We start from the raw sequence: 18,820 nt of genomic DNA, 5'->3' as shown, positions 1-18,820 counted from the left end.
TCTGCACAGCGTTTACAGCGAATACTCCGCCGTTTCTGCTCCATCCCTGGTCACCCGCAGACGCACCGGACTGCGGCCAACGCCGGCATCGTATTCCCCCACCGTCAGCTTGTATACGTTGCCGTTCCATTCCAGGTGAAGCATTCCCTGCTGGCAGCAAACCTTGGCCTCGCTGCCGGCAAAAGTAAAACACTCAAAGAATACTTGGCTGGTCTGGGGGGTCTGGGAATCGGTAGACAGGGTATGGATGCAGGTGCGGCACAGCTTGTCCTGTTCCTGGGTGGTCATCACACTGACCACCTGCTGTTCATACTGCCGCGTCTCTGTCGGTGCGCTGGAAAATACCTGGTATCGGATATCTCCTGTCTCCATGGGATACCGGTATCCTTTTTCTTGGGGACAGGGCAGCGGATCGGTGTTGCAAATGACCGAATAGATATGGCTCTTTTGGCTGTTGAAAATATCCGCAAACAGCCAGAAGCCCAAACCGTCGGTCACCAGCACCCGGCTTACCTCCTGCATCTGCATATGGCGGGGATACACCCCTGCCGTCTCGCCCCGGTAAACGGCCAGGTTTCCCTCTACCTTAACGCAGGAAACAAAACCGCCGTAGCTTTCGGGGGAAAAGTCTTTTCCCTCTTCCTTCTGCCGCTGCTCCACACTGGTCATATAGACGTCGTTGACGTCCTGGGCGTCGGTATATCTACCATCCACCAGCAGGACATTGTGGTTATCCGGCATCAGATTGCGGTTGTAACCGTCCTCACAGGTGAAATATTCGCCGCCGCTGGCAAAAATATAGGACAAATTGTCGGGGTGATGGTGAGACAAAGAAAACAGATCGATCCCCTCGTCTTGCAGGATCTTCCAGCCTTCCCTCCATTGCTTGGCGCCTCCCGGCGCGCCGCACTTGATGGAAAACACCCGGGCGTCCCGCTGCCAACTGCTGCGCAGAGCCAGCAGACCCAAATCCTCAAAATACCGAGCCAGGGGCAAATCGTCAAACTCCCGCTCTTCCACCGAGGGGTCGTACCACAAAAACTCGAAAATCGCTTCGGGCAGAATTCCGGGCTTCACCTTGCTGTTGGCAGCTTCCTGAGCAAGGAATTCCTTCACCACCATATTTCCCAACTTCTGGGCATGGCCGTTGCGGTATTCCGCCGCTACCTTGTAGTAAACACAGACCGGATGGCTGCTGTAACGGTCGTGGCAGTCGCCGTAGTTCATCTGCCGGGTAAAATCACCGTTGCACTGGTACAGTCGATAATAAAAGGTGTTTTTCAAGTAGGGGCTGGATTGGAAATAATCGATTCCTTCCTGCACCTTCAGCAGATGAGCATAGACAAACAGCCACATGCCGCCGTAGCGCCAATAGGTGACGCCCTCGTAGTTGGAACCGTCCTCTGCCATCAAGTCAAACACCCGGGCAAAGTCCTCTTTGGCTTCCTTTATATATGTATCGGCTTCCTCAGCCTGTCCCTGCATGGCATAGCCGGCGGCAGCCAGTCCCGTCATGTTGATCCAGTTGTGGTTCTGGTAAAAGTTGGTGGACCAACCGCTGCCGTAGGTATCACGGCGATAGTCGAACATCACCTTAGCATGGTGACGGATCTTACAGAAGATCCGCTGCTTTTCCTCTTCGGAAAGATAGGGCTTCAACCAGTCGTACCCCAGAGAAAGGCCAAACAATATCCAGGACGCGGATAAATCTACATTTACCAGATGGGCATTTCCCCATTTTTCATAGGACAGCACCGTGTTCATAAACCGCTTGGCATCCTGCAGATACTGTTCGCTGCCGCTGAGTCGGTAGGCCAGGGCCAGGTTAGCAATTGCAATGCCCATATATGTTGTGCTTTCCTTAGGATGTTCCAGAGGCAGCTCCATCTGCTTGTATCGGTCGGCCTGTTCCAGCAGACGCTTGTACTGCATAGCACGACTGGTATCCAGCTGCAGGCAATAGGGTTTCAAATCACCGATAAATATCAATCGATTCACCTTCTTTTTACTTACATACCGCAGCAGAACCGGTGCGGATCGCCCGCAGTTTGTCTGTCAGGCCGGTGATGGCACTGTAAAACAGAGTATAAAGGGTGGCAAATCCGAAGGGTTCGCCAGCCACCACCACCGTTTCTGGGGACAGCCCTAGCAAACCGACTAGAAACAGGTTGATATTTTGGTAGCTGAGATATACCAAAATCACCACCAGCATACTCAACCCCAAGTCGCCCAGTGTCTGCAAAGCCCGCTGCCAGCCCTTTTTGTTGCGGTACCTGTGGTTTACAATCTCACCGCCCCGCACGATGTCAAATACATTGTACGCGATGGGATTGTACACCACAATGGTAACAAGGCCGATACCCACTCCCAGGAAAAAGATCAGGTCGATGGGACTGGTGTATCCCCCTGCCTGGGTACCGAAGCCAATCATAAAATAGCACATGCCCACAATCCACCAGCGCAGCAGCGTGGCTTTGGCATTGTCTGAGATTTTTTTGCGACGAGTATGCTTTTTATCCATTTTTCCTTACCTTTCCGTATGCTTTCTGCATGTGTCGATCAAAAGCAGAACACCGGACAGAGCGAACATAGCCATAAGTGCCAGGCTAAACCATACTGCCTTGTATACCATGGCTGGTTCCAGCGAATTTTGGGTACGGATAGCTGTTTGATAAATAGATACCAAGTCTGCCCCCATGCCCACAGTGGCCGCACACAGAGCGATAGTAGCGTATCCCGCAAAGGAACGGCTCACATGCACTTGGGTGGATTCAAACAGAGTAACCAACCCCAACAGCACAAACAGAAACATGATGAATCCGCATATCTGATTTTCCAGCAGCAGCAGAGCGCTGGTGTGCACATAGGTGAAAATCAGATGCGCAATCGCTGCCACTGCAATGAGCAGTTTGGCCACTGTCTGGATATGGATGTTTTCTTTCAGTTCACGCATGGTCGTCACCTGCTTCCATATGTAAGATCGCTTCGCCCGTTTCGGCATCGAAGAAATGCGCCCGGGACATATCCGGCTTGAGATACAGCCGGCCGCCAAAGCAGGCCGATGTATCGTCGATACGGCACTGTACATCCTGCTGCTGAATCTGCGCGTGGATGATGAGATGGCTGCCCATAAATTCTTTAGCCACAAAATCCGCCTTGAAAGTACCATCGCCGGCCTCTTCTGCAAGGCTGAACACCTCGGGATGTAAACCCAGGATCACTTCCTTGGAGCTCCAGGCCTCCAGCTTGTGGGCTGCCCAAGGGGCGAGACGCAACCGATTTTCACCGCACACGAAGGTTTCCCCTTCCAACTTGCCGCGGATAAAATTGATCTGGGGCGAGCCGATAAATCCCGCCACAAACATATTCACCGGCAGTCCGTAAATTTCCCGGGGCGTACCCACCTGCTGCACCACACCTTCCTTCATCACCACCATACGGTCAGCCATGGTCATGGCCTCGGTCTGGTCATGTGTGACGTAAATAGTAGTCACCTTTAGGCTTCTCTGCAGCTTTACGATCTCGATGCGGGTGCTGTTGCGCAGTTTTGCATCCAGATTGGACAGCGGCTCATCCATCAGGAATGCCTTGGGATGACGAATGATGGAACGTGCCAGAGCCACCCGCTGTTTCTGTCCACCAGAAAGCTGCCCCGGCAGCCGGTTGAGATATTGCTGGATATCCACCGTTGCCGCCGCCTGTTGGACCTTGTCATAGATGGCCGTGTCCTTCTGGTGCTGCACCTTCATGCTGATACCCACATTGTCGTACACCGACAAATTGCCGTACAGCGCGTAATCCTGAAATACGATGGCAATATCCCGCTCCACTGGAGGACGGTTGTTGATCACCTTGCCGTCCAACAGCAGCTTGCCGGAGGTGATCTCCTCCAGGCCCGCCAGCATGCGCAGAACGGTGGATTTTCCACAGCCGGATGGTCCCACAAAGACGATAAACTCGCCGTCATCCACATCCAGATTGAAATCATGGATGGCATGAAACCCATTGGGATACACCTTGTTTACATTCTGAAACTGTATTTTTCCCATCTGTATGCCTCCATCATTTACTGGTTCGGATGTGCCAGCTGCTTCTGCAGCCGGCGTCGTTTGGAGCTTTTGCGCAGGCTGTTGCCACCAGCAGCAAACAACAAAGCCGCTCCCGCTAGGTTGGCGACCAGGATGATCTGCTCACGGTCATAAGGCTGTAGCACAAAGGGTACCAGCACAAACTGACGAAGCAGCATATAACCGCCCACAATCAGACTAACTGCTGCCCAAGGTATTTCGTACACATTCACCTTCACCGCACAGGTAAACAGCAAGAACAAAAGGAAAATGTTCACGATCACCGCAACGCCCATCATAAAGGTAACCGGCATCACGTCCAGAATACTCACCACATACACAAATTCCAACAGGGTGGCCAGCAAGATCATGGCGTAGGAAGGCGCATCCTTTTTATAGAGGGTAACATATACCTTTTTCTCTTTTTCCGAAATATCCGGCTTCATATCAGGCGCCTCCCTTCTGCAGTTTTTTGTATCGGATATGGCTGAGCAGCAGCACCGCCGCAAAAGCTACGCAGACAATAATCTGCACACTATATATCCCGATACCCACCTGAAACGTAGTAAATTTGAGTTCATACCCGGTGATTCCGTCAGCGTACAGATACTGAAAATCCAGTCCCTTGTAATACGCCCAGATGGCGAGAATGTTGCGAATGGCGTTCACGGCGCCAAAGCAGCAGCAGCCCATATACACCGTCATCACAGCAGCCGCAAAGCGGTCCGGCACAGCTGTGCGGATCTCCAAAAGAACAATCATCAAAATACCGATAATTCCCACAATGGCCCACACCAGGATCTGCCGGTTGAATCCCTGCAGGATCACCTCGTAAAACTGGGCGATTTGTTTGTTTTGAGGCATTTTCAGTCCAAACAGGTCGTTGTATTCGGTCATGAATACCAAGGTGTACAGGAATACCACAACGGCCGTCACTGTGTATACGGCCGACAGAATAACCTGTCCCCGAAATATTTTTTTCATAGTCAAGCCCTCCATTGTTTGTTTCGGGGAGACCGAGGTCTCCCCGAAACAGCACGCGCACAATTATTGGGCCGCGGTCATCACCTGATATGCCTGCTGATAGGCAGTAACATACGCATCCAGGTTTCTTGCTTCAAATGCAGCCAGATATTCGTTGTAATCGGCCGGAATGGAGATGCCGTTCGGAGCATTCCCCTTGGCATTGTACCGCACGATGTTGAACATCTCCTCGCTCAGATCTTCCATACCCATGGTAGTGGTTTCGGAAATAGCCTCCTTCTGACGCAGCGTCAAAGAGAACACAGGAGGAACCATCTTGTAATAGTTGGGGTTATCACCCTTGATACCTTCGCCCGCGTAGGTGGCAAAGTGTGTGGTGGAATTCTGCAGCAGCTCCCAGCCTTCAAATCCACGCTCGGAGGTATACTGGTATTCGAAGCCGATATCCTTCTGGTAGCCGATGGGAATCAGGCAACCCAGCCAGTCGCGCAGGAAAGTGGAAAGGTCGCCCTTGGCCACGGAAGCGCAGGTCTCCATCACCCAATCGGTGTACTGGGGATATTCCTTGCCATCGGGTCCGGTATAGGTCTCGTTTTCCTTCAGGAACATGGGCAGGCCGTAGTTCTGCAGGGTGGAGCCTTCTTCGGTGAAGAAGTAGTCCAGCAGAGCGCAGGAGCGGTACAGCTCAGCATCGGTGGCGCAGCCGGCTACAGAGATGGACCAGCCATCAGGCTTGATGGCGCGGCCATTGTCGATATAATACTGCCACACGCCGTTCACCTTGGCCACCGGGGGCAGCACCACCACGATGTCCTTGTTAAGGGAATCAGCAGTGGAAGAAGCCTGCCAGTCAAAGGTGATAAAGCCATAAGCGGGCGCTTCGCTCTCGTCAGTGCCCCACAGGGTGCTGCGGAAATTGGTCTTGTTGGTCAGATCATAACAATCGGAATAAATCAGGCCCTCGGCCTCCATATCCGACAGGTAGCACAGCACATCGTACATACCCTCGGTGGAGTAGGTATACTGCAGGGTACCGGTTTCATCGATATACCAACGGGAAGTATAGCTGTCGGCGCTGTGTGCCTTCACACCGTCAAAATAGGTGGACAGACGCAGCAGATCTTCCCGGTAGGAAGACTGGCGGGTAAACATGGGCCACACGGTGTCCGCCTTACCCTGTGTCAGATAGGTGGGATTGGCCTTGATGCAGCGCATCAGCGCAATGAGCTCGTCGATGTCATAGGCTGCCTTTTCACCCAGAAACAGCTCAGAGGGCTTTTCGTAGTCATAGTTGTCATTGATGTACTGCACCATGGCCTTGGTGAGGGTCTCACCATTCTTCACAGCCAGTTCGTTCTGGATCTCAATGATGCTCTGATCAGTTTTCTTCGTGATTTCAACGCCTTCTTTAGGAGTCACGGTGCCGCCGTTGTCGCCTCCGCGGGTGTTGTCGCCCACATAGAAGCCATCGTAGTAGACTTCAAACTCGCCGTTGGTATCGTAAGCCGCGTTGGGATCATCCAGCAGCATAGTCACCCAAGACTGCCGCAGGCTGAAGCTGCGGGCAAAGTTGTTCAACTCTGCAATATAGGGTGCGTGGTAGATGTTGCCGTCATATGCAGTGATGGCGGTTTTTACATCGGGATTGGCATCCAGATAGGCCTTAAAGTTGGGCATATAGCCCTGGGCCATCATGTCGCTGAGATTGACGAATTTGCCTTCGGTGCCGTAGTACATCAGATCGTCAGCAATAGAGTTACCGCCAAAAATGTTGGCCTCGGAGAAGTTGGTGGTAGAGGCGATATCAATCATCTCAGTGGCTTTCTGGTCCTGGGTTGTGATATCGGTGAGTTCACAGTTAAGGGCCGTTTCCACATAGTCCCACATGGGTTTGAGCATACCGGCGGTGTACACGGTGCCGTCGGGCAGGGTCAGGGGGGATTCCTGGTTGTAGGTGATGGTACGGGACTTGTTGCCGGCCGCATAGTTGATTTTGAGGCTTACCTTTTCGGTGAGGTCGGTCTTGTCCTCGGTGGACTGGGTCTGTTCGCTGCTGGCCGCAGATTCAGCCCCGGCGCTTCCCGCCTGGTCCACGATGGTGGAGCCGCACCCGGACAGGGTGGACAGCAACATGGTGCCCGCCAGCATAAAGCCGGCAAATTTTCGCATTTTCATTGTATCCTCCTTAATTTTTATTATCCTTTCACGCCGCCCATATTTACGCCTTTTGCAAAATACTTCTGGATGTAAGGATAGATAGCCAAAACCGGAATGATGGAGCAGATGATGATGGCATACGCCAGGCTGTCTGCCGAGTAGGACAGAACCACCGGCGATTCATCGTACAGCTTCTGGTAGTTTTCGATGAGCTGCCGCAGATACACCTGCAGCGGCTGCTGGTAGGGGTCGGTGAGAAGCATCCGGGACCAGTAGTACCCGTTCCAGCGGCTGATAGCGTAAAACAGCGTCACCGTTGCAATGCTGGCCGTGGACATGGGCACATAGATCTTGTAAAACAGCTGGAATTCGTTGGCGCCGTCCACAATGGCGGCCTCCTCCAACTCCTTGGGGATGCTGCTGAAATAGTTGCGCAGCAGAATGATGTTGTAGGCCTGCACGCCAAAAGCCACCACCATGCCCCAGCGGTTATCCACATGCATGCTCTTATAATTCAGATACAGGGGGATCATACCGGCGCTGAACCACATGGTAAACACCAGCAAAAAGTTCCACTGGCGGCGGAATTTCAGCTTTTTCTTCTGCAAAGCATAGGCACCGGTGAGGGAAATACCCATGCTCCAGGCGGTGCCGATCACCGTGTAAAATAGGGTGTTGGCATAGGCAATCCAAAATCCCTTACTTTCGATGACCATTTCATAGGCCTGCAGGGTGATCTCCTTGGGCAGCAGGGTGATCAGACCGCTTTCGTAGGCCAACTTTCCGCTGATGGACACGCTGAAGGCGTATACAATGGGGTACAGCGTGACAAGGGCAAAGGCAATCACCAGCAGATAGGAACACACCTTGAATATCTTTTCACTTTTGTTCAGTAATCCCATAATCAGATTCTCCTATTTACCACAGCGAAGTATCGGATATGTTGCGGCTTATGGAGTTGGCTCCGATCACCAGCGCAAAAGCAATCAGTGAATTGAACAGACTTACCGAAGCTCCCATGCCATAGTTGGCCGACAAAATACCAATGCGCTGTTCGAAGGTGGACAGAACGTCTGCCGTCACATACACGTTGGAATTGTACATCAGCAGCACCCGTTCATACCCGATGGAGAGCATATTGCCTATGCGCATGATGATCATGATGATCAGGGTAGGGGCCATGCCCGGGAAAGTGACATACCGCAGCTCCTGCAGTTTGTTGGCGCCGTCCACCTTCATGGCCTCATACAGCGTGGGCGATATGCCCATGATCGCCGCAAAATACACGATGGAGCTGTATCCGCTTTCCTTCCAGATGCCCACCGCTATGTACAGAGGCCGGAAATAGTTGGCCTTGGACAGCATAGACACCCCTTCCTCCAGCCATCCCATATTCTGAAACAGGGCTGCCAGCACACCGGTGGAATGAACACCGCTGTACACCAACATAATGGTGATGCCGGTAATGGTTACTTCGGAAAGGAAGTGAGGCAGATAGGTCGCGGTCTGGGTAGCCTTGCGGACAAAGCCATTGCCGATCTCGGAAAAAAGTACCGCCAGAATGATTGGTACCGGAAATCCAAAAACCAGGCTGTAGGCGTTGATCACAAAGGTATTGCGGAAGGCCTGCCAGAACTGTTCCTTGTTGACGCCGGCCACCAGATTTACGAAGTTGTCGATGCCTTTGAACTCGCTCATCCAGATGCCCAGACTAGAATCGTACCGTTTGAAGGCTATCAGAAGCCCGCCCATAGGCTTATACGCCCACAGTGCAAACCAAAGCACCACAGGCAGCAGCAAAACATACAAACGCCAATCCTGGACCAGCGCATGGATTAGTTCTCTGCTTTTGGGTTTGCGCATTTTAATTTCGTTTTGAACCATTTGCTATACATTCCTCCTTTTGTTTTCCTCTGAACACAGGTTCTATATCCATCCCTCCGTTTCTCTGCCCGGCACGGAACATATTTTCTGAAGCATTTCCACCACCCTCCGGATAAAGGCCGACGATAAGGTTGAATGATTTGCTGCGTCAGCTTCGCCATTTCAGCGTATATGTCATCTCAACATCACCGCGCAAACCGCGCAGATGATGGTTCAATGCAGTAAAAGTTTTATCCAACCGGACCCATACTCCTTGCGGAGTACAACCATCGCCACCAGCAGGGCAAACAAACCTGTAAGGCCGTTGCTCACCATCATTACAATTCCCATGGCAGTGCCGCCAGACAGAGCCGTAAACTGCTTGAGGGCAAACAAAATGGGAAGACGGAAAATGAATAGCCTTGCAAAATTAATGCCAAAGGACAGCTTGGTATATCCGAAGGCATACAAAAGCGCCATAATCGCCGCATGTACTGCAAGAAAAATATTGGAAAGCATCTCCAGCAAAAAAATCTGTCGGATCAGTTGGGCAAACGCTGCATCTCCGCCCGAAAATACCGAGAGAATCGGGTTGAGAAATATCCATGTAAGTAAAAATCCCAATGTTCCCCAAGCCACGTCCACCAGAAATACGCTTTTGAACACCTTCAGGGCACGGTCTTTCTTCCCGCTTCCGATATTCTGGCGGATAATGGAAGCACCGCCGTCACCGATGCTTCCTGCCGGAACCGTAGACAATGCGCTGATACTGTTGGACACTCCCAAAGCGCCTACTGTCTGGGTACCATAGTCCACTCCTACCGAGTTCACTACCACCTTGCCGGTACTGAAAGCAAATTTTTCTGCCATCACAGGGAGAGAAATACCAAACAGCTTTTTGATAAACAGACGGTCCATTCGGATATATTCCAGTGATATCCCGAATACATCCTTTGGATCCCGCAGGCTGTATATACCGATCAAAGTCACAAGCAGGTTGGAAAGCAAAGTGGAAAAAGCGATCATCACAACACCTTTGCGGAATATCAGAACGAACACTCCCGACAGAGTGAATTTTGCCGCAGCCATCAGAAGATTCACACCCAATATCCTGCCGCCGTTCCCGCGCGCCTTTTCGATCGCTACATACACATTGTTGAAGAAGACAAACACCAGGTTCACCATGATCACCCGGTAATAATTCCAACCAATCTCCACCAGTTCTTCGGGGGTGTTAGCCAAGCGGAGCACCCATTTGCCAGACAGTATCAGCGAGATTGCCAGCAGCAACGCGCCGCCTACTGCGAGAAAAAAGGTGGTGTTCACCGTTTTTTTGACATTTTCATAATCGGCGGCGCCATAAAATCCGGCAATAAGGATTCCTGCTCCGATGGAAAGGCCTGTTCCCACGGCTGTCACCGAGTTGTTTAGCTGGTTGAAAAACGAAACCGCCGCCACCGACTCCGGATTGATGCGGGCTGTAATGGCCAGGTCGAAAACTCTGAACAGTTCGTTTAACAGCTGGAACGCCGCCATGGGCACACACACCGTCAAAACCCCTTTGAGTATATTTCCTTCCAGAAACAATTCTCTTTTTTTCAGATCCTTTTCCGCAACTGTAAGCGCCATCTTTTCGCCAGACCTTTCTCAGCGTTTATCCTATCTGGTTTTGCTTCCCGGTCCAGCCGGTTCATAGCTATGAACTAAGTTCATAGCTTTTCTAAACACAGTATACACTACCCCACAAAGGCCTGTCAATGCGATTTTTATCGTCGTTTTTTATATATTTTGCATCATTTTTTTGTAATCGTTCACGTTTTACACATTATTTTTTCAAATTTTTGTATTTTTCGTGCATGAAACTGCTGCAAATAAAATTCTGTTCCAAGCAAACTTATTTATTTTTCCGAGACACTTGACGAGCAGAAGCTGAATGTGCTACTCTTTTTATGAACCGTATTCACAATTTTACATTTTATAATTTAAACGGGATTTTGAAATATGAACAGAACTGTTGAACGCACGCTGGCCATCCTGGAACTGATTGCAAATAGTGAAAACGGAATCACTCTTCAGGAAATTGCGCAGGCAATGGATATGGCAAAAAGCAGCGCTTTTGTCGTTGTTCATTCGCTGCTTGAACTTCAATACATCAAAACTGTGGAAAACAACGACAAAAAATACTGCCTCGACATACGAACATTTTCCCTTGGCATGAAGTATGTCAGCGATCTGACACTGATAAAGCAATGCGGCAGTTATCTGCCTGCTTTAGCGGAAAAATATAATAAAACCGCCTTTGTAGGTGTTTTGAACGGCACACAGGTGGTTTATCTCTACAAGTATGTAGGCCGCAATGTGCGTCTGGCTACCTGTGCCATCGGCTCCAGCAAACCAGTATACGCCACCTCTCTGGGCAAGGTCATACTTGCCTATCTGCCAAGGGAGGAGCAGCTTTCCATCATCGACAAAATCAAATTTGTTCCCTTCACGCCATACACCATCGTTTCCAAGGATGACCTTTTAAAAGAGCTGGATTCGATCCGGCAAAAAGGGTATGCGACCGAAAACCGGGAGCTGGGAGAGTTTACCTTCTGTTACGGCGTTCCCGTATTTGATCATAAAGGAAATGTGATTGCGTCCATTTCTTTGTCAGATATCGCCCTGAGCGACCAGGACGCTTCGGAGATAGTGGCCGACCTGAAGGCGGCTGCCTCGGAAATTTCCAAAACTGCCGACTATACATTGCGCTAAGTCTATTTCGTTGTGTACAGATTTCTCTTGTTTCCAGAAAATGTTTGGTGCGGCATTTGTGCTCTGCGCTGACTTTATATATATTTTTCTTTCAACCAGACAGACGCCGAACCCCGGAACATTTTAAGACAAAAGAACAGGAGTGAATTAAATGGCTTTACACGTCGTCAACGAAGCCCGACGCTGCTTGAACTGCAAAGTACCTCAATGCAGAAAGGGTTGTCCCATCAATACGCCTATTCCCGATATGATCCAGCTGTTTTTACAGAATCAACTGGAGGCAGCGGGAGAAATGCTGTTTCTGAACAACCCCCTCAGCATTGTTTGTTCTCTGGTATGCGATCATGAAAAGCAATGCGAGGGCCACTGTGTGCTGGGACGAAAAGGAATGCCGGTACACATATCCAGCATTGAAAATTACATTTCCGACGCTTATCTTGATCGCTTGTCCCCCGTTTTGCCGGCTTCTTCCGGAAAGCGGGCTGCTATCATCGGAAGCGGTCCTGCCGGAATCACCATCGCTGTGCTTCTGGCTCAAAAAGGACATGATGTAACAATCTTTGAAAGTCGGGAAAGAATCGGCGGCGTGCTTCGTTACGGCATTCCGGCATTCCGGCTTCCCAAAACAATATTGGATCGTTATAAAACACAGCTGCTGAAAATGGGCATTCACATTCGGCCAAACACCTCCATAGGCGGTGCCTTAACGGTGGATGACCTGCAGAGAGATGGCTATCAGGCAATTTTTATCGGAACCGGCGTATGGCGTCCCAAAAAACTTGGAATCCCCGGGGAAAGCCTGGGTCACGTCCACTTTGCCATTGATTATCTCGTTGATCCCGATGTATATGATCTGGGCGAACATCTGGCAGTGATCGGTGCAGGCAATTCCGCTATGGATGTTGCACGTACTGCGCTGCGAAAAGGCACCAAAAAAGTAAGTGTGCTTTGCCGCGGTCCAAAAGCAGCCGCCAGCCAACGTGAAGTGGATTATGCGGTAGCGGATGGCGTAGAATTCCTGTATGGCGCACGCACAGAATCGATTGACAGGGACGGAGTGTGGTTCAAACAGGCAGAGTTTGACCAGGATGGAAATATCTGCCGCCTGTCTGAACCAATGCTGTTCCATGCAGACGGCGTGATCATAGCCGTAAGCCAGGGGCCCAAAAACAAAATTGTGAGCACCACCTCCGGTCTGCAAACCACAGAGCATGGCCTTCTGTTCACCGATGTTCACGGGAACACCACCCGTCCTGGCATTTTTGCCAGCGGTGATGTGGTATTAGGAGCGCGCACCGTAGTGGAAGCTGTAAAATATTCCAAGGAAGTTGCTCAGGTTATGGATGAGTATCTTTCTTCCATTCAGGACTGACCCATACAAAAAGCCGACCGCTGGCAGCGGTCGGCTTTTTGTATGGAGCATACTCCGTTGCAGCACTGCCTTTTCTTGCAATCCAAGCACATCCATGTTATGATTATAAAAGGTCATATGACCCGAAAAACATCCCCCTTTATGCGAGGAGAAAGGAGTTGCTCCATGCTTTCAAACCAATGGCTGAACATCCTGATTGTTGGTATTTATTTTGTTTTTCTCATTGTAATAGGATGGATTTTTCGAACCTTTTCTTCCAATACCAGTGACTATTTTAAAGGCGGAGGAAAAATGCTGTGGTGGATGGTGGGTTCCACCGCATTCATGACGCAATTCAGCGCTTGGTCTTTTACCGGTGCTGCCGGCAAGGCTTTCAGCAATGGTCTTTCTGTAATGATGATTTTTCTCGGTAATGCTCTGGGATATTTTTTCAATTATCTCTTTTTTGCCGCCAAATCGCGGCAAATGCGGGTGGTAACTCCTATTGAGGGAATTCGGTTCCGCTTTGGTAAGGTAAATGAACAGGTATTTACTTGAGCCAGCGTTCCCAGCAGTATTTTCCAGGCGGGCATCTGGCTGAACGGTCTTGCCATTTTTGTATCTGCCGTATTCGATATACCCATGTCCACTAGAGCACATTGATCTCGGCCTTTGTCTATGTTATTTTTCTTTCTGCAACGTTTTCATATTCCTAATGTGGTAGGGAATGTAAGGTCATGTGCGGCCATATTCTGGATTGTTTCGACCGCTATTTTGATCTGTCACACAGCCGGGAGGCTATGCTGCGTTTTGCGCACACCCAGTTAGACAGCTCGCGCAAATCGGTCGCCAAAAAAGCTGCGCGTTTCCTGCAAAAGCATGAGCTATAAGCGGGGGATCTTTTCTTAGACACGCCGGCACGATGCTGTCAGGGGTAAAATTGGGGTAAAGGGACAGGAAATTCAAGTTTTGCAAAGCAAAAAACAGCGCTGAATCAAATGATTCAGCGCTGTTTTTGGTGGTTGCGGAGACAGGACTGTCAGCGGCTCCGCGCTGGCTGTAATTAGCGTACTGCGCAGGAAAGCCAATCGCAAGTAAACAAAATGGGTACCGGCCTATATCAGCGCACGGAAACCATATCCATAGGATTCACACGCACACCATCCTGCATTACCTCAAAATGTAGGTGGTTGCCTGTGCTGTCGCCGGTGCTGCCTACATAACCAATCACTTGACCAGCCGTCACGGTTTCGCCCGCCGTGACGGCTGATGCTGTCATATGGGCATACCGCGTGGAAAGTCCAGCGCCGTTATCCAGCAGCACCTGATTGCCGTAGCTGTCGTTCCAGCCACTGACCAGTACCGTACCGCTGTGGGCAGCGAGGATAGGCGTACCCTCCGGCGCGGGAATGTCCGTGCCGCGATGCCCGGCATTGCCGAAGGCGTCCACTTCCCCGAAGTGGCAGGATATATAGGTGTGCCCCGGCAGCGGCCAGCACAATTCGCCATCGGCAACAGCAGTCCCGCCACAAAGTGCCAACAGGCTGGGGCGCATTTCCTCGGATAGCAGCTGGTGCAAAATGTCCCGCTGGTCTTGCGTAAAGCGGTACAAATCTGCCAGCGCGTCCACCGATTTGCTGCTGACCGTGATGTGCAGAATGTACTCCGTGACCGGCTCCGGGTCGGGTTCGTCCTCGGTCGGTTCCGGTGTGGCGGTTACTTCCTCCACCTCGGCGCTTATTTCGTGCATCGCCCAAAAGGTGTCCTGAATCAACCGCTTCTTGCCTTCGTCTATGACGACCACATCGCCGTCGTTGTTCAGGTTGTTCTGCACGGCAAAGACGGCCAGCACTTCGGGCCAGTAGCTCGCCCAAGTATGACCGTCCTCGTAGTCGTATTCCATCGTGGTTTCGCTGCATTCCGGGTGCGCCGACACAATGTCGTTGATCGCTGTGCCGAAGTCGGCATTGGTTTCGGCAACGATTTCGGCAATGCGGATGCTGTTCGGGTCGCCGGATTCATCGGCAAACAAGATGCCCATCGGGGAGCCGATCACCGCCGCAGCCGCGCCTATGACCATCGCCAGCAACAGCACCACGCCGCCTGCGCCAAGCAGCGCCATCAGCGAACCGGCTGCGCGGCGTATCGTGCGCGTCAGCACCGCTTTCAAGCGCAGCCAAGCAGCTTGCAGCAACGTGCGGACTCTGCCCAGGGCGGCTTGCCTGATACCACCGGAAAAAGCAGGGACTGTATCGGGCAGTCTGACGCCGCTGCCAAGCACCGTGCCGCCCGCCTGCTTTTCCAGATGGCGGCGCACCGTTTCGCGCGTGAGGTGTTGGCGTTTCAACGCCTGCATTTTGTCACGGTAGGAATCGGGCGTTTTGATCTCCCGCTTATCCAGCGCCCTTTGCTGAAAGCGCTGGCGCTTGCCTGTTTCTCGCTGGTCGGCACTCTGCGCCAAGGGGGTATTTTCTGTTTCAGCGGGCTGGGCAACATGTGTGGTTGGCACACGCTGGCGCTTTTCCTGTAAAATCCGAAATTGACGGTAGCTGATTCGTCCTGTGTCCAGTGCCTCATTTTGCAGGTTCTCCGCCGTGTGTATGGCTTTTTCGGAAACAACCGTCTGGGCGTATTCTTCCGGCGTCTGCTGCTCGGTATCTGCTGCCGATTCCGCCTGCCGCACTGTCTGCTTTCGCTTGGCTTCAGCTTTTTGCAATGCCGCGCGTATCAGCCGCTTGCGCTTATACTCCATAGTCAGCGCTCCCCACGGTTGGCGGCGCTGCGCTCCTGCATCAGGCGTTTATACTGGTCAGGGGTGCATTTCATCGGCATAATGCCAATGAGGGTCTGCAAGAACAACTCTGGGTCACGAAACAGCTTTTCGTAGTGTCGAAGCTGCTTGTCGGTCAGGCTGCAAAATTCCTCCCCGGAAAAACCGCAGATAAAGAAATTGCCCGCGATAACATCGTAGTCCTCAATGCAACGGTTCAGCGGCAGACCGTCCACCTTGCCCGAATCGTTGCAGATAAGCGCCACATTGTCCTTTGACCACGGGTATACGGCTTGAATATCCCCGCCGACAAGTTGCTGAAGGGGGTGCAGCTCATTCACAACAAACCGTTCCTCCGGATATTTGCCCGGCTGAACATACAGAATACGGATTTTGTTTTCGTTTACCATGTAGAAATCTCCTTTTTGACAATAAAAATACCGCTGTATCGGGTGATACAGCGGGGGTGACAAATATAAAGTGTCCGGCTCCTTATGCGTTAGACGGGGGCGCTTGCTTGGTAGCCACCTTCGCCGCCACAAACCACCGTCCATCTTCAAACCATAACTCGCGCTCTTTGCCTTGAATCATACAGGTGTAGCGGTCCCCAACGCCGCCCACATCGGCGGCGCGGCGGCAGATGTCCTTGATCTTGTCGATTTTGTAGACCTGCCCTTTATCAAAAATAATCTGCAGAGGTCGCAATCGTCCCTCGGTGCTGAAGCGTACATCGACTGCCACATATCGCTTCTCTCTTTGTACCATTATGGTGCCTCCTCAAGCTGTATGAAAGTACCCAACCGGGTGAATATTATGGTCATCGTAGGCGTTAATGCTGCCCAGCACCGGGTCTGTGTATACTACGGCCCTCTGCACACTGCGGTAGCCGTACCGCTGGCGCAGAGTGTCCACGGCTTTGTCGATGTGCTCCAGCTTCTCGCGCTTTTCCTCATTGGAGAAAAAGCCTAATTGCACTGCGCAGTCTGCGGGGCACAGATCGGCACCGCGCACACCAATGCCGCGCAGGGGCTTCGGCCACGAATAATTGCGCTTGAACAATTCAAAGGCGATGCGGGCAATTTCTATACTTACATTGGTGGGGTTGTCCAGCTTTCGGCGGCGTGTAAAACCAGACAGTTCATTATCGCGCACATATATCTCCACCACATTGCACTTACTGCCGAGGTCGCGCATACGCATGGCAACGCTTTCGGAGAGCAGCACCAACATCAGCCACACATCTTCATCTGTGGTCAAATCGCGCGGTGTGGTGGCGCTGTTGCCCACACTCTTAATGGCAGAATGTGCATCCTGCTTGGCGACCGGCGTCTGGTCCAATCCGCGCGCAAATGCCGAGAGTGTATAGCCCATCACGCCAAACCAGCCCTTGAGGACTTCAGGGTTCGTTTCCGCAAGCTGACCGATGGTGCGGATGCCGTAACTGCCGAGCTTGCGCTGTGTGGCATTGCCCACATACAAAAGGTCACCCACCGGCAGCGGGTAGACAATTTGCTTATAATTATCAGGCTCGATGACCGTTATGGCATCGGGCTTTTTATAATCGCTGCCGAGTTTTGCGGTGATTTTATTAAAAGAAACGCCAATCGAAACGGTGATTCCCAACTCCCGTTTAATGCGGTCGCTGATTTCTTTGGCAATTTTTACAGGGTCCCCAAACAAACCCAGACTGCCCGTAATATCCAGCCACGCCTCGTCCAAGCCAAAACTCTCCACTTGGTCGGTGTAGTCACGGAAAATCTCGCGCACATAGCTGCTGTATTTCTGGTATTTGCCATAGCTGGCGGGAACCACGATCAGATTCCGGCAATGCTGCTTTGCCTCCCAGATGGGCATTGCCGTTTTCACGCCCATCCGCTTGGCGGGATAGCTTGCGGTGAGAACGATACCGTGCCGCGCCTCCGGGTCACCGCATACGGCAATGCTTTTCCCGCGCAGTTCCGGGTGTTCCTGCATTTCAACGCTTGCGTAAAAGCAGTTGCAATCGCAATGCAGTATATGCCGCTGTCCCATATCGTTCCCACCTCCTATACGCCTATTGTAACACCACAATATTTCACTTTCAAGTGTGATTTGCTAAACTGCAAATGAAAATCCGTGTAATTGTACACTTGACTTTACATACAAAAGGCAGTACAATATGTTTGAGGTGATATACCGTGAGCAACTGGAATAAGCGAATTCGTGCCGCGCGTGAGGCGCAGAAAATGACCCGCGAGATGGTCGTACAGAAAATGCAGCAGTTCCTGCCCGAAGCCGAGAAGGCTGTGTCCACACGCTCCTTGATTTCGTGGGAGGCCGGCGAGCGTGAACCCCGCGTTACCGTGGGTGTGGCGCTGGCAAAGGCTTTGGGGTTTGAGGATGTGGCAGACTTGTATCTGGACTCTGAGCCCAAACTGAATCCGGTGGGGCAGCAGCGTCTGGGGGAATACCGATTTATGCTGCTGCACACGGCAGAGTTTACCGAAAAACCGGAGCCGACACTGCGTTTGCTGCCGGTTTATTTACAGCCTGCCTCTGCCGGTACCGGTCAGTGGCTGGACGATGACGCCCAAGAGATGACCGAAGTGGACGAATCCGTACCCGCCAAGGCGGAGTTCGGTGTCCGCATCGCCGGTGACAGTATGGAGCCGCGCTTTGTGAACGGGCAGACCGTGTGGGCCAAAGCGGCACAAGATGCCAACAACGGCGATATTGTGCTTTGCACCTTGAACGACCAAGGCTATTGCAAAAAGCTGCGCAAGGACGAAAACGGCGTTGCGCTGATTTCCTTGAATAAAAAATACGTCCCCATCCCTGTGCGGGAGGAGGACGAGTTCAGAATCGCCGGTATTGTAGTAGGATAAGGAAGGAGCG

General features: G+C 51.7%; 18 protein-coding genes. 4 read left to right on the top strand and 14 right to left on the bottom strand.

Going from position 1 to position 18,820, the window contains the following annotated elements; translation table 11 throughout:
• Positions 1-12: 12 nt before the first annotated feature.
• From OGM81_04960 to OGM81_04915, 10 genes are all read right to left on the bottom strand, one after another.
• Complete coding sequence (locus OGM81_04960; protein UYJ44488.1) at positions 13-1,989, bottom strand: DUF4962 domain-containing protein; 1,977 nt, start codon at positions 1,987-1,989, stop codon at positions 13-15.
• Positions 1,990-2,005: 16 nt separating this feature from the next.
• A complete protein-coding gene (locus OGM81_04955) occupies positions 2,006-2,521 on the bottom strand; it encodes a hypothetical protein (GenBank protein ID UYJ44487.1) in 516 nt (171 codons plus the stop codon).
• Between the two features lie 6 nt (positions 2,522-2,527).
• Positions 2,528-2,953, bottom strand: a complete 426-nt coding sequence (locus tag OGM81_04950) for a hypothetical protein (protein UYJ44486.1) — start codon at positions 2,951-2,953, stop codon at positions 2,528-2,530.
• A complete protein-coding gene (locus OGM81_04945; protein UYJ44485.1) occupies positions 2,946-4,049 on the bottom strand; it encodes an ATP-binding cassette domain-containing protein in 1,104 nt (367 codons plus the stop codon). Before OGM81_04945 ends, OGM81_04950 begins: the two co-directional genes overlap by 8 nt.
• Positions 4,050-4,066: 17 nt before the next feature.
• A complete protein-coding gene (locus OGM81_04940) occupies positions 4,067-4,513 on the bottom strand; it encodes a hypothetical protein (GenBank protein UYJ44484.1) in 447 nt (148 codons plus the stop codon).
• Position 4,514: 1 nt separating this feature from the next.
• The gene (locus tag OGM81_04935) at positions 4,515-5,051 is read right to left on the bottom strand and encodes a hypothetical protein (GenBank protein ID UYJ44483.1); all 537 of its coding nucleotides are present in this window, start codon (positions 5,049-5,051) and stop codon (positions 4,515-4,517) included.
• Positions 5,052-5,114: 63 nt separating this feature from the next.
• On the bottom strand, positions 5,115-7,226 hold the full coding sequence (locus OGM81_04930) for a hypothetical protein (protein UYJ44482.1): 2,112 nt from the start codon (positions 7,224-7,226) through the stop codon (positions 5,115-5,117).
• 20 nt (positions 7,227-7,246) lie between these two features.
• Complete coding sequence (locus OGM81_04925) at positions 7,247-8,110, bottom strand: carbohydrate ABC transporter permease (protein ID UYJ44481.1); 864 nt, start codon at positions 8,108-8,110, stop codon at positions 7,247-7,249.
• 16 nt (positions 8,111-8,126) lie between these two features.
• Positions 8,127-9,092 carry an ABC transporter permease subunit gene (locus OGM81_04920; GenBank protein ID UYJ44480.1) on the bottom strand — a complete coding sequence of 322 codons (966 nt, stop codon included), beginning with the start codon at positions 9,090-9,092 and terminating at the stop codon, positions 8,127-8,129.
• Between the two features lie 213 nt (positions 9,093-9,305).
• A complete protein-coding gene (locus OGM81_04915; GenBank protein UYJ44479.1) occupies positions 9,306-10,700 on the bottom strand; it encodes an MATE family efflux transporter in 1,395 nt (464 codons plus the stop codon).
• Positions 10,701-11,072: 372 nt separating this feature from the next.
• On the opposite strand from OGM81_04915, the gene OGM81_04910 reads away from it, so the two are divergent.
• The 3 genes from OGM81_04910 to OGM81_04900 all read left to right on the top strand — a co-directional run bounded on the left by OGM81_04910 (position 11,073) and on the right by OGM81_04900 (position 13,734).
• Entirely contained in the window at positions 11,073-11,825 is a 753-nt protein-coding gene (locus OGM81_04910) for an IclR family transcriptional regulator (protein UYJ44478.1), read from the top strand.
• Positions 11,826-11,976: 151 nt separating this feature from the next.
• Positions 11,977-13,197 (top strand): NAD(P)-dependent oxidoreductase, encoded by a 1,221-nt coding sequence (locus OGM81_04905; protein UYJ44477.1) that lies wholly within the window; start codon positions 11,977-11,979, stop codon positions 13,195-13,197.
• 165 nt (positions 13,198-13,362) lie between these two features.
• Positions 13,363-13,734 (top strand): hypothetical protein, encoded by a 372-nt coding sequence (locus OGM81_04900; protein ID UYJ44476.1) that lies wholly within the window; start codon positions 13,363-13,365, stop codon positions 13,732-13,734.
• A 562-nt stretch (positions 13,735-14,296) separates the two neighbouring features.
• Here the strand turns inward: OGM81_04900 and OGM81_04895 are convergent.
• The 4 genes from OGM81_04895 to dinB form a co-directional block, all read right to left on the bottom strand.
• Positions 14,297-15,928, bottom strand: coding sequence for a peptidoglycan DD-metalloendopeptidase family protein (locus tag OGM81_04895; protein UYJ44475.1), 1,632 nt, complete (start codon positions 15,926-15,928; stop codon positions 14,297-14,299).
• 2 nt (positions 15,929-15,930) lie between these two features.
• Positions 15,931-16,356 (bottom strand): DUF3846 domain-containing protein, encoded by a 426-nt coding sequence (locus OGM81_04890; protein ID UYJ44474.1) that lies wholly within the window; start codon positions 16,354-16,356, stop codon positions 15,931-15,933.
• Between the two features lie 82 nt (positions 16,357-16,438).
• The gene (locus OGM81_04885) at positions 16,439-16,711 is read right to left on the bottom strand and encodes a hypothetical protein (GenBank protein ID UYJ44473.1); all 273 of its coding nucleotides are present in this window, start codon (positions 16,709-16,711) and stop codon (positions 16,439-16,441) included.
• 12 nt (positions 16,712-16,723) lie between these two features.
• Positions 16,724-17,977 carry a DNA polymerase IV gene (gene dinB / locus OGM81_04880; protein UYJ44472.1) on the bottom strand — a complete coding sequence of 418 codons (1,254 nt, stop codon included), beginning with the start codon at positions 17,975-17,977 and terminating at the stop codon, positions 16,724-16,726.
• Positions 17,978-18,123: 146 nt separating this feature from the next.
• Here dinB and OGM81_04875 point away from each other — a divergent pair, with 146 nt between their 5' ends.
• Entirely contained in the window at positions 18,124-18,810 is a 687-nt protein-coding gene (locus OGM81_04875) for a helix-turn-helix domain-containing protein (protein UYJ44471.1), read from the top strand.
• The last annotated feature ends 10 nt before the right edge of the window (positions 18,811-18,820 follow it).

The organism is Oscillospiraceae bacterium, from assembly GCA_025758045.1.
In the GTDB taxonomy this organism is placed as follows: Bacteria; Bacillota; Clostridia; order Oscillospirales; family Ruminococcaceae; genus Gemmiger.
This window is presented reverse-complemented; position numbering and strand designations above follow the sequence as displayed.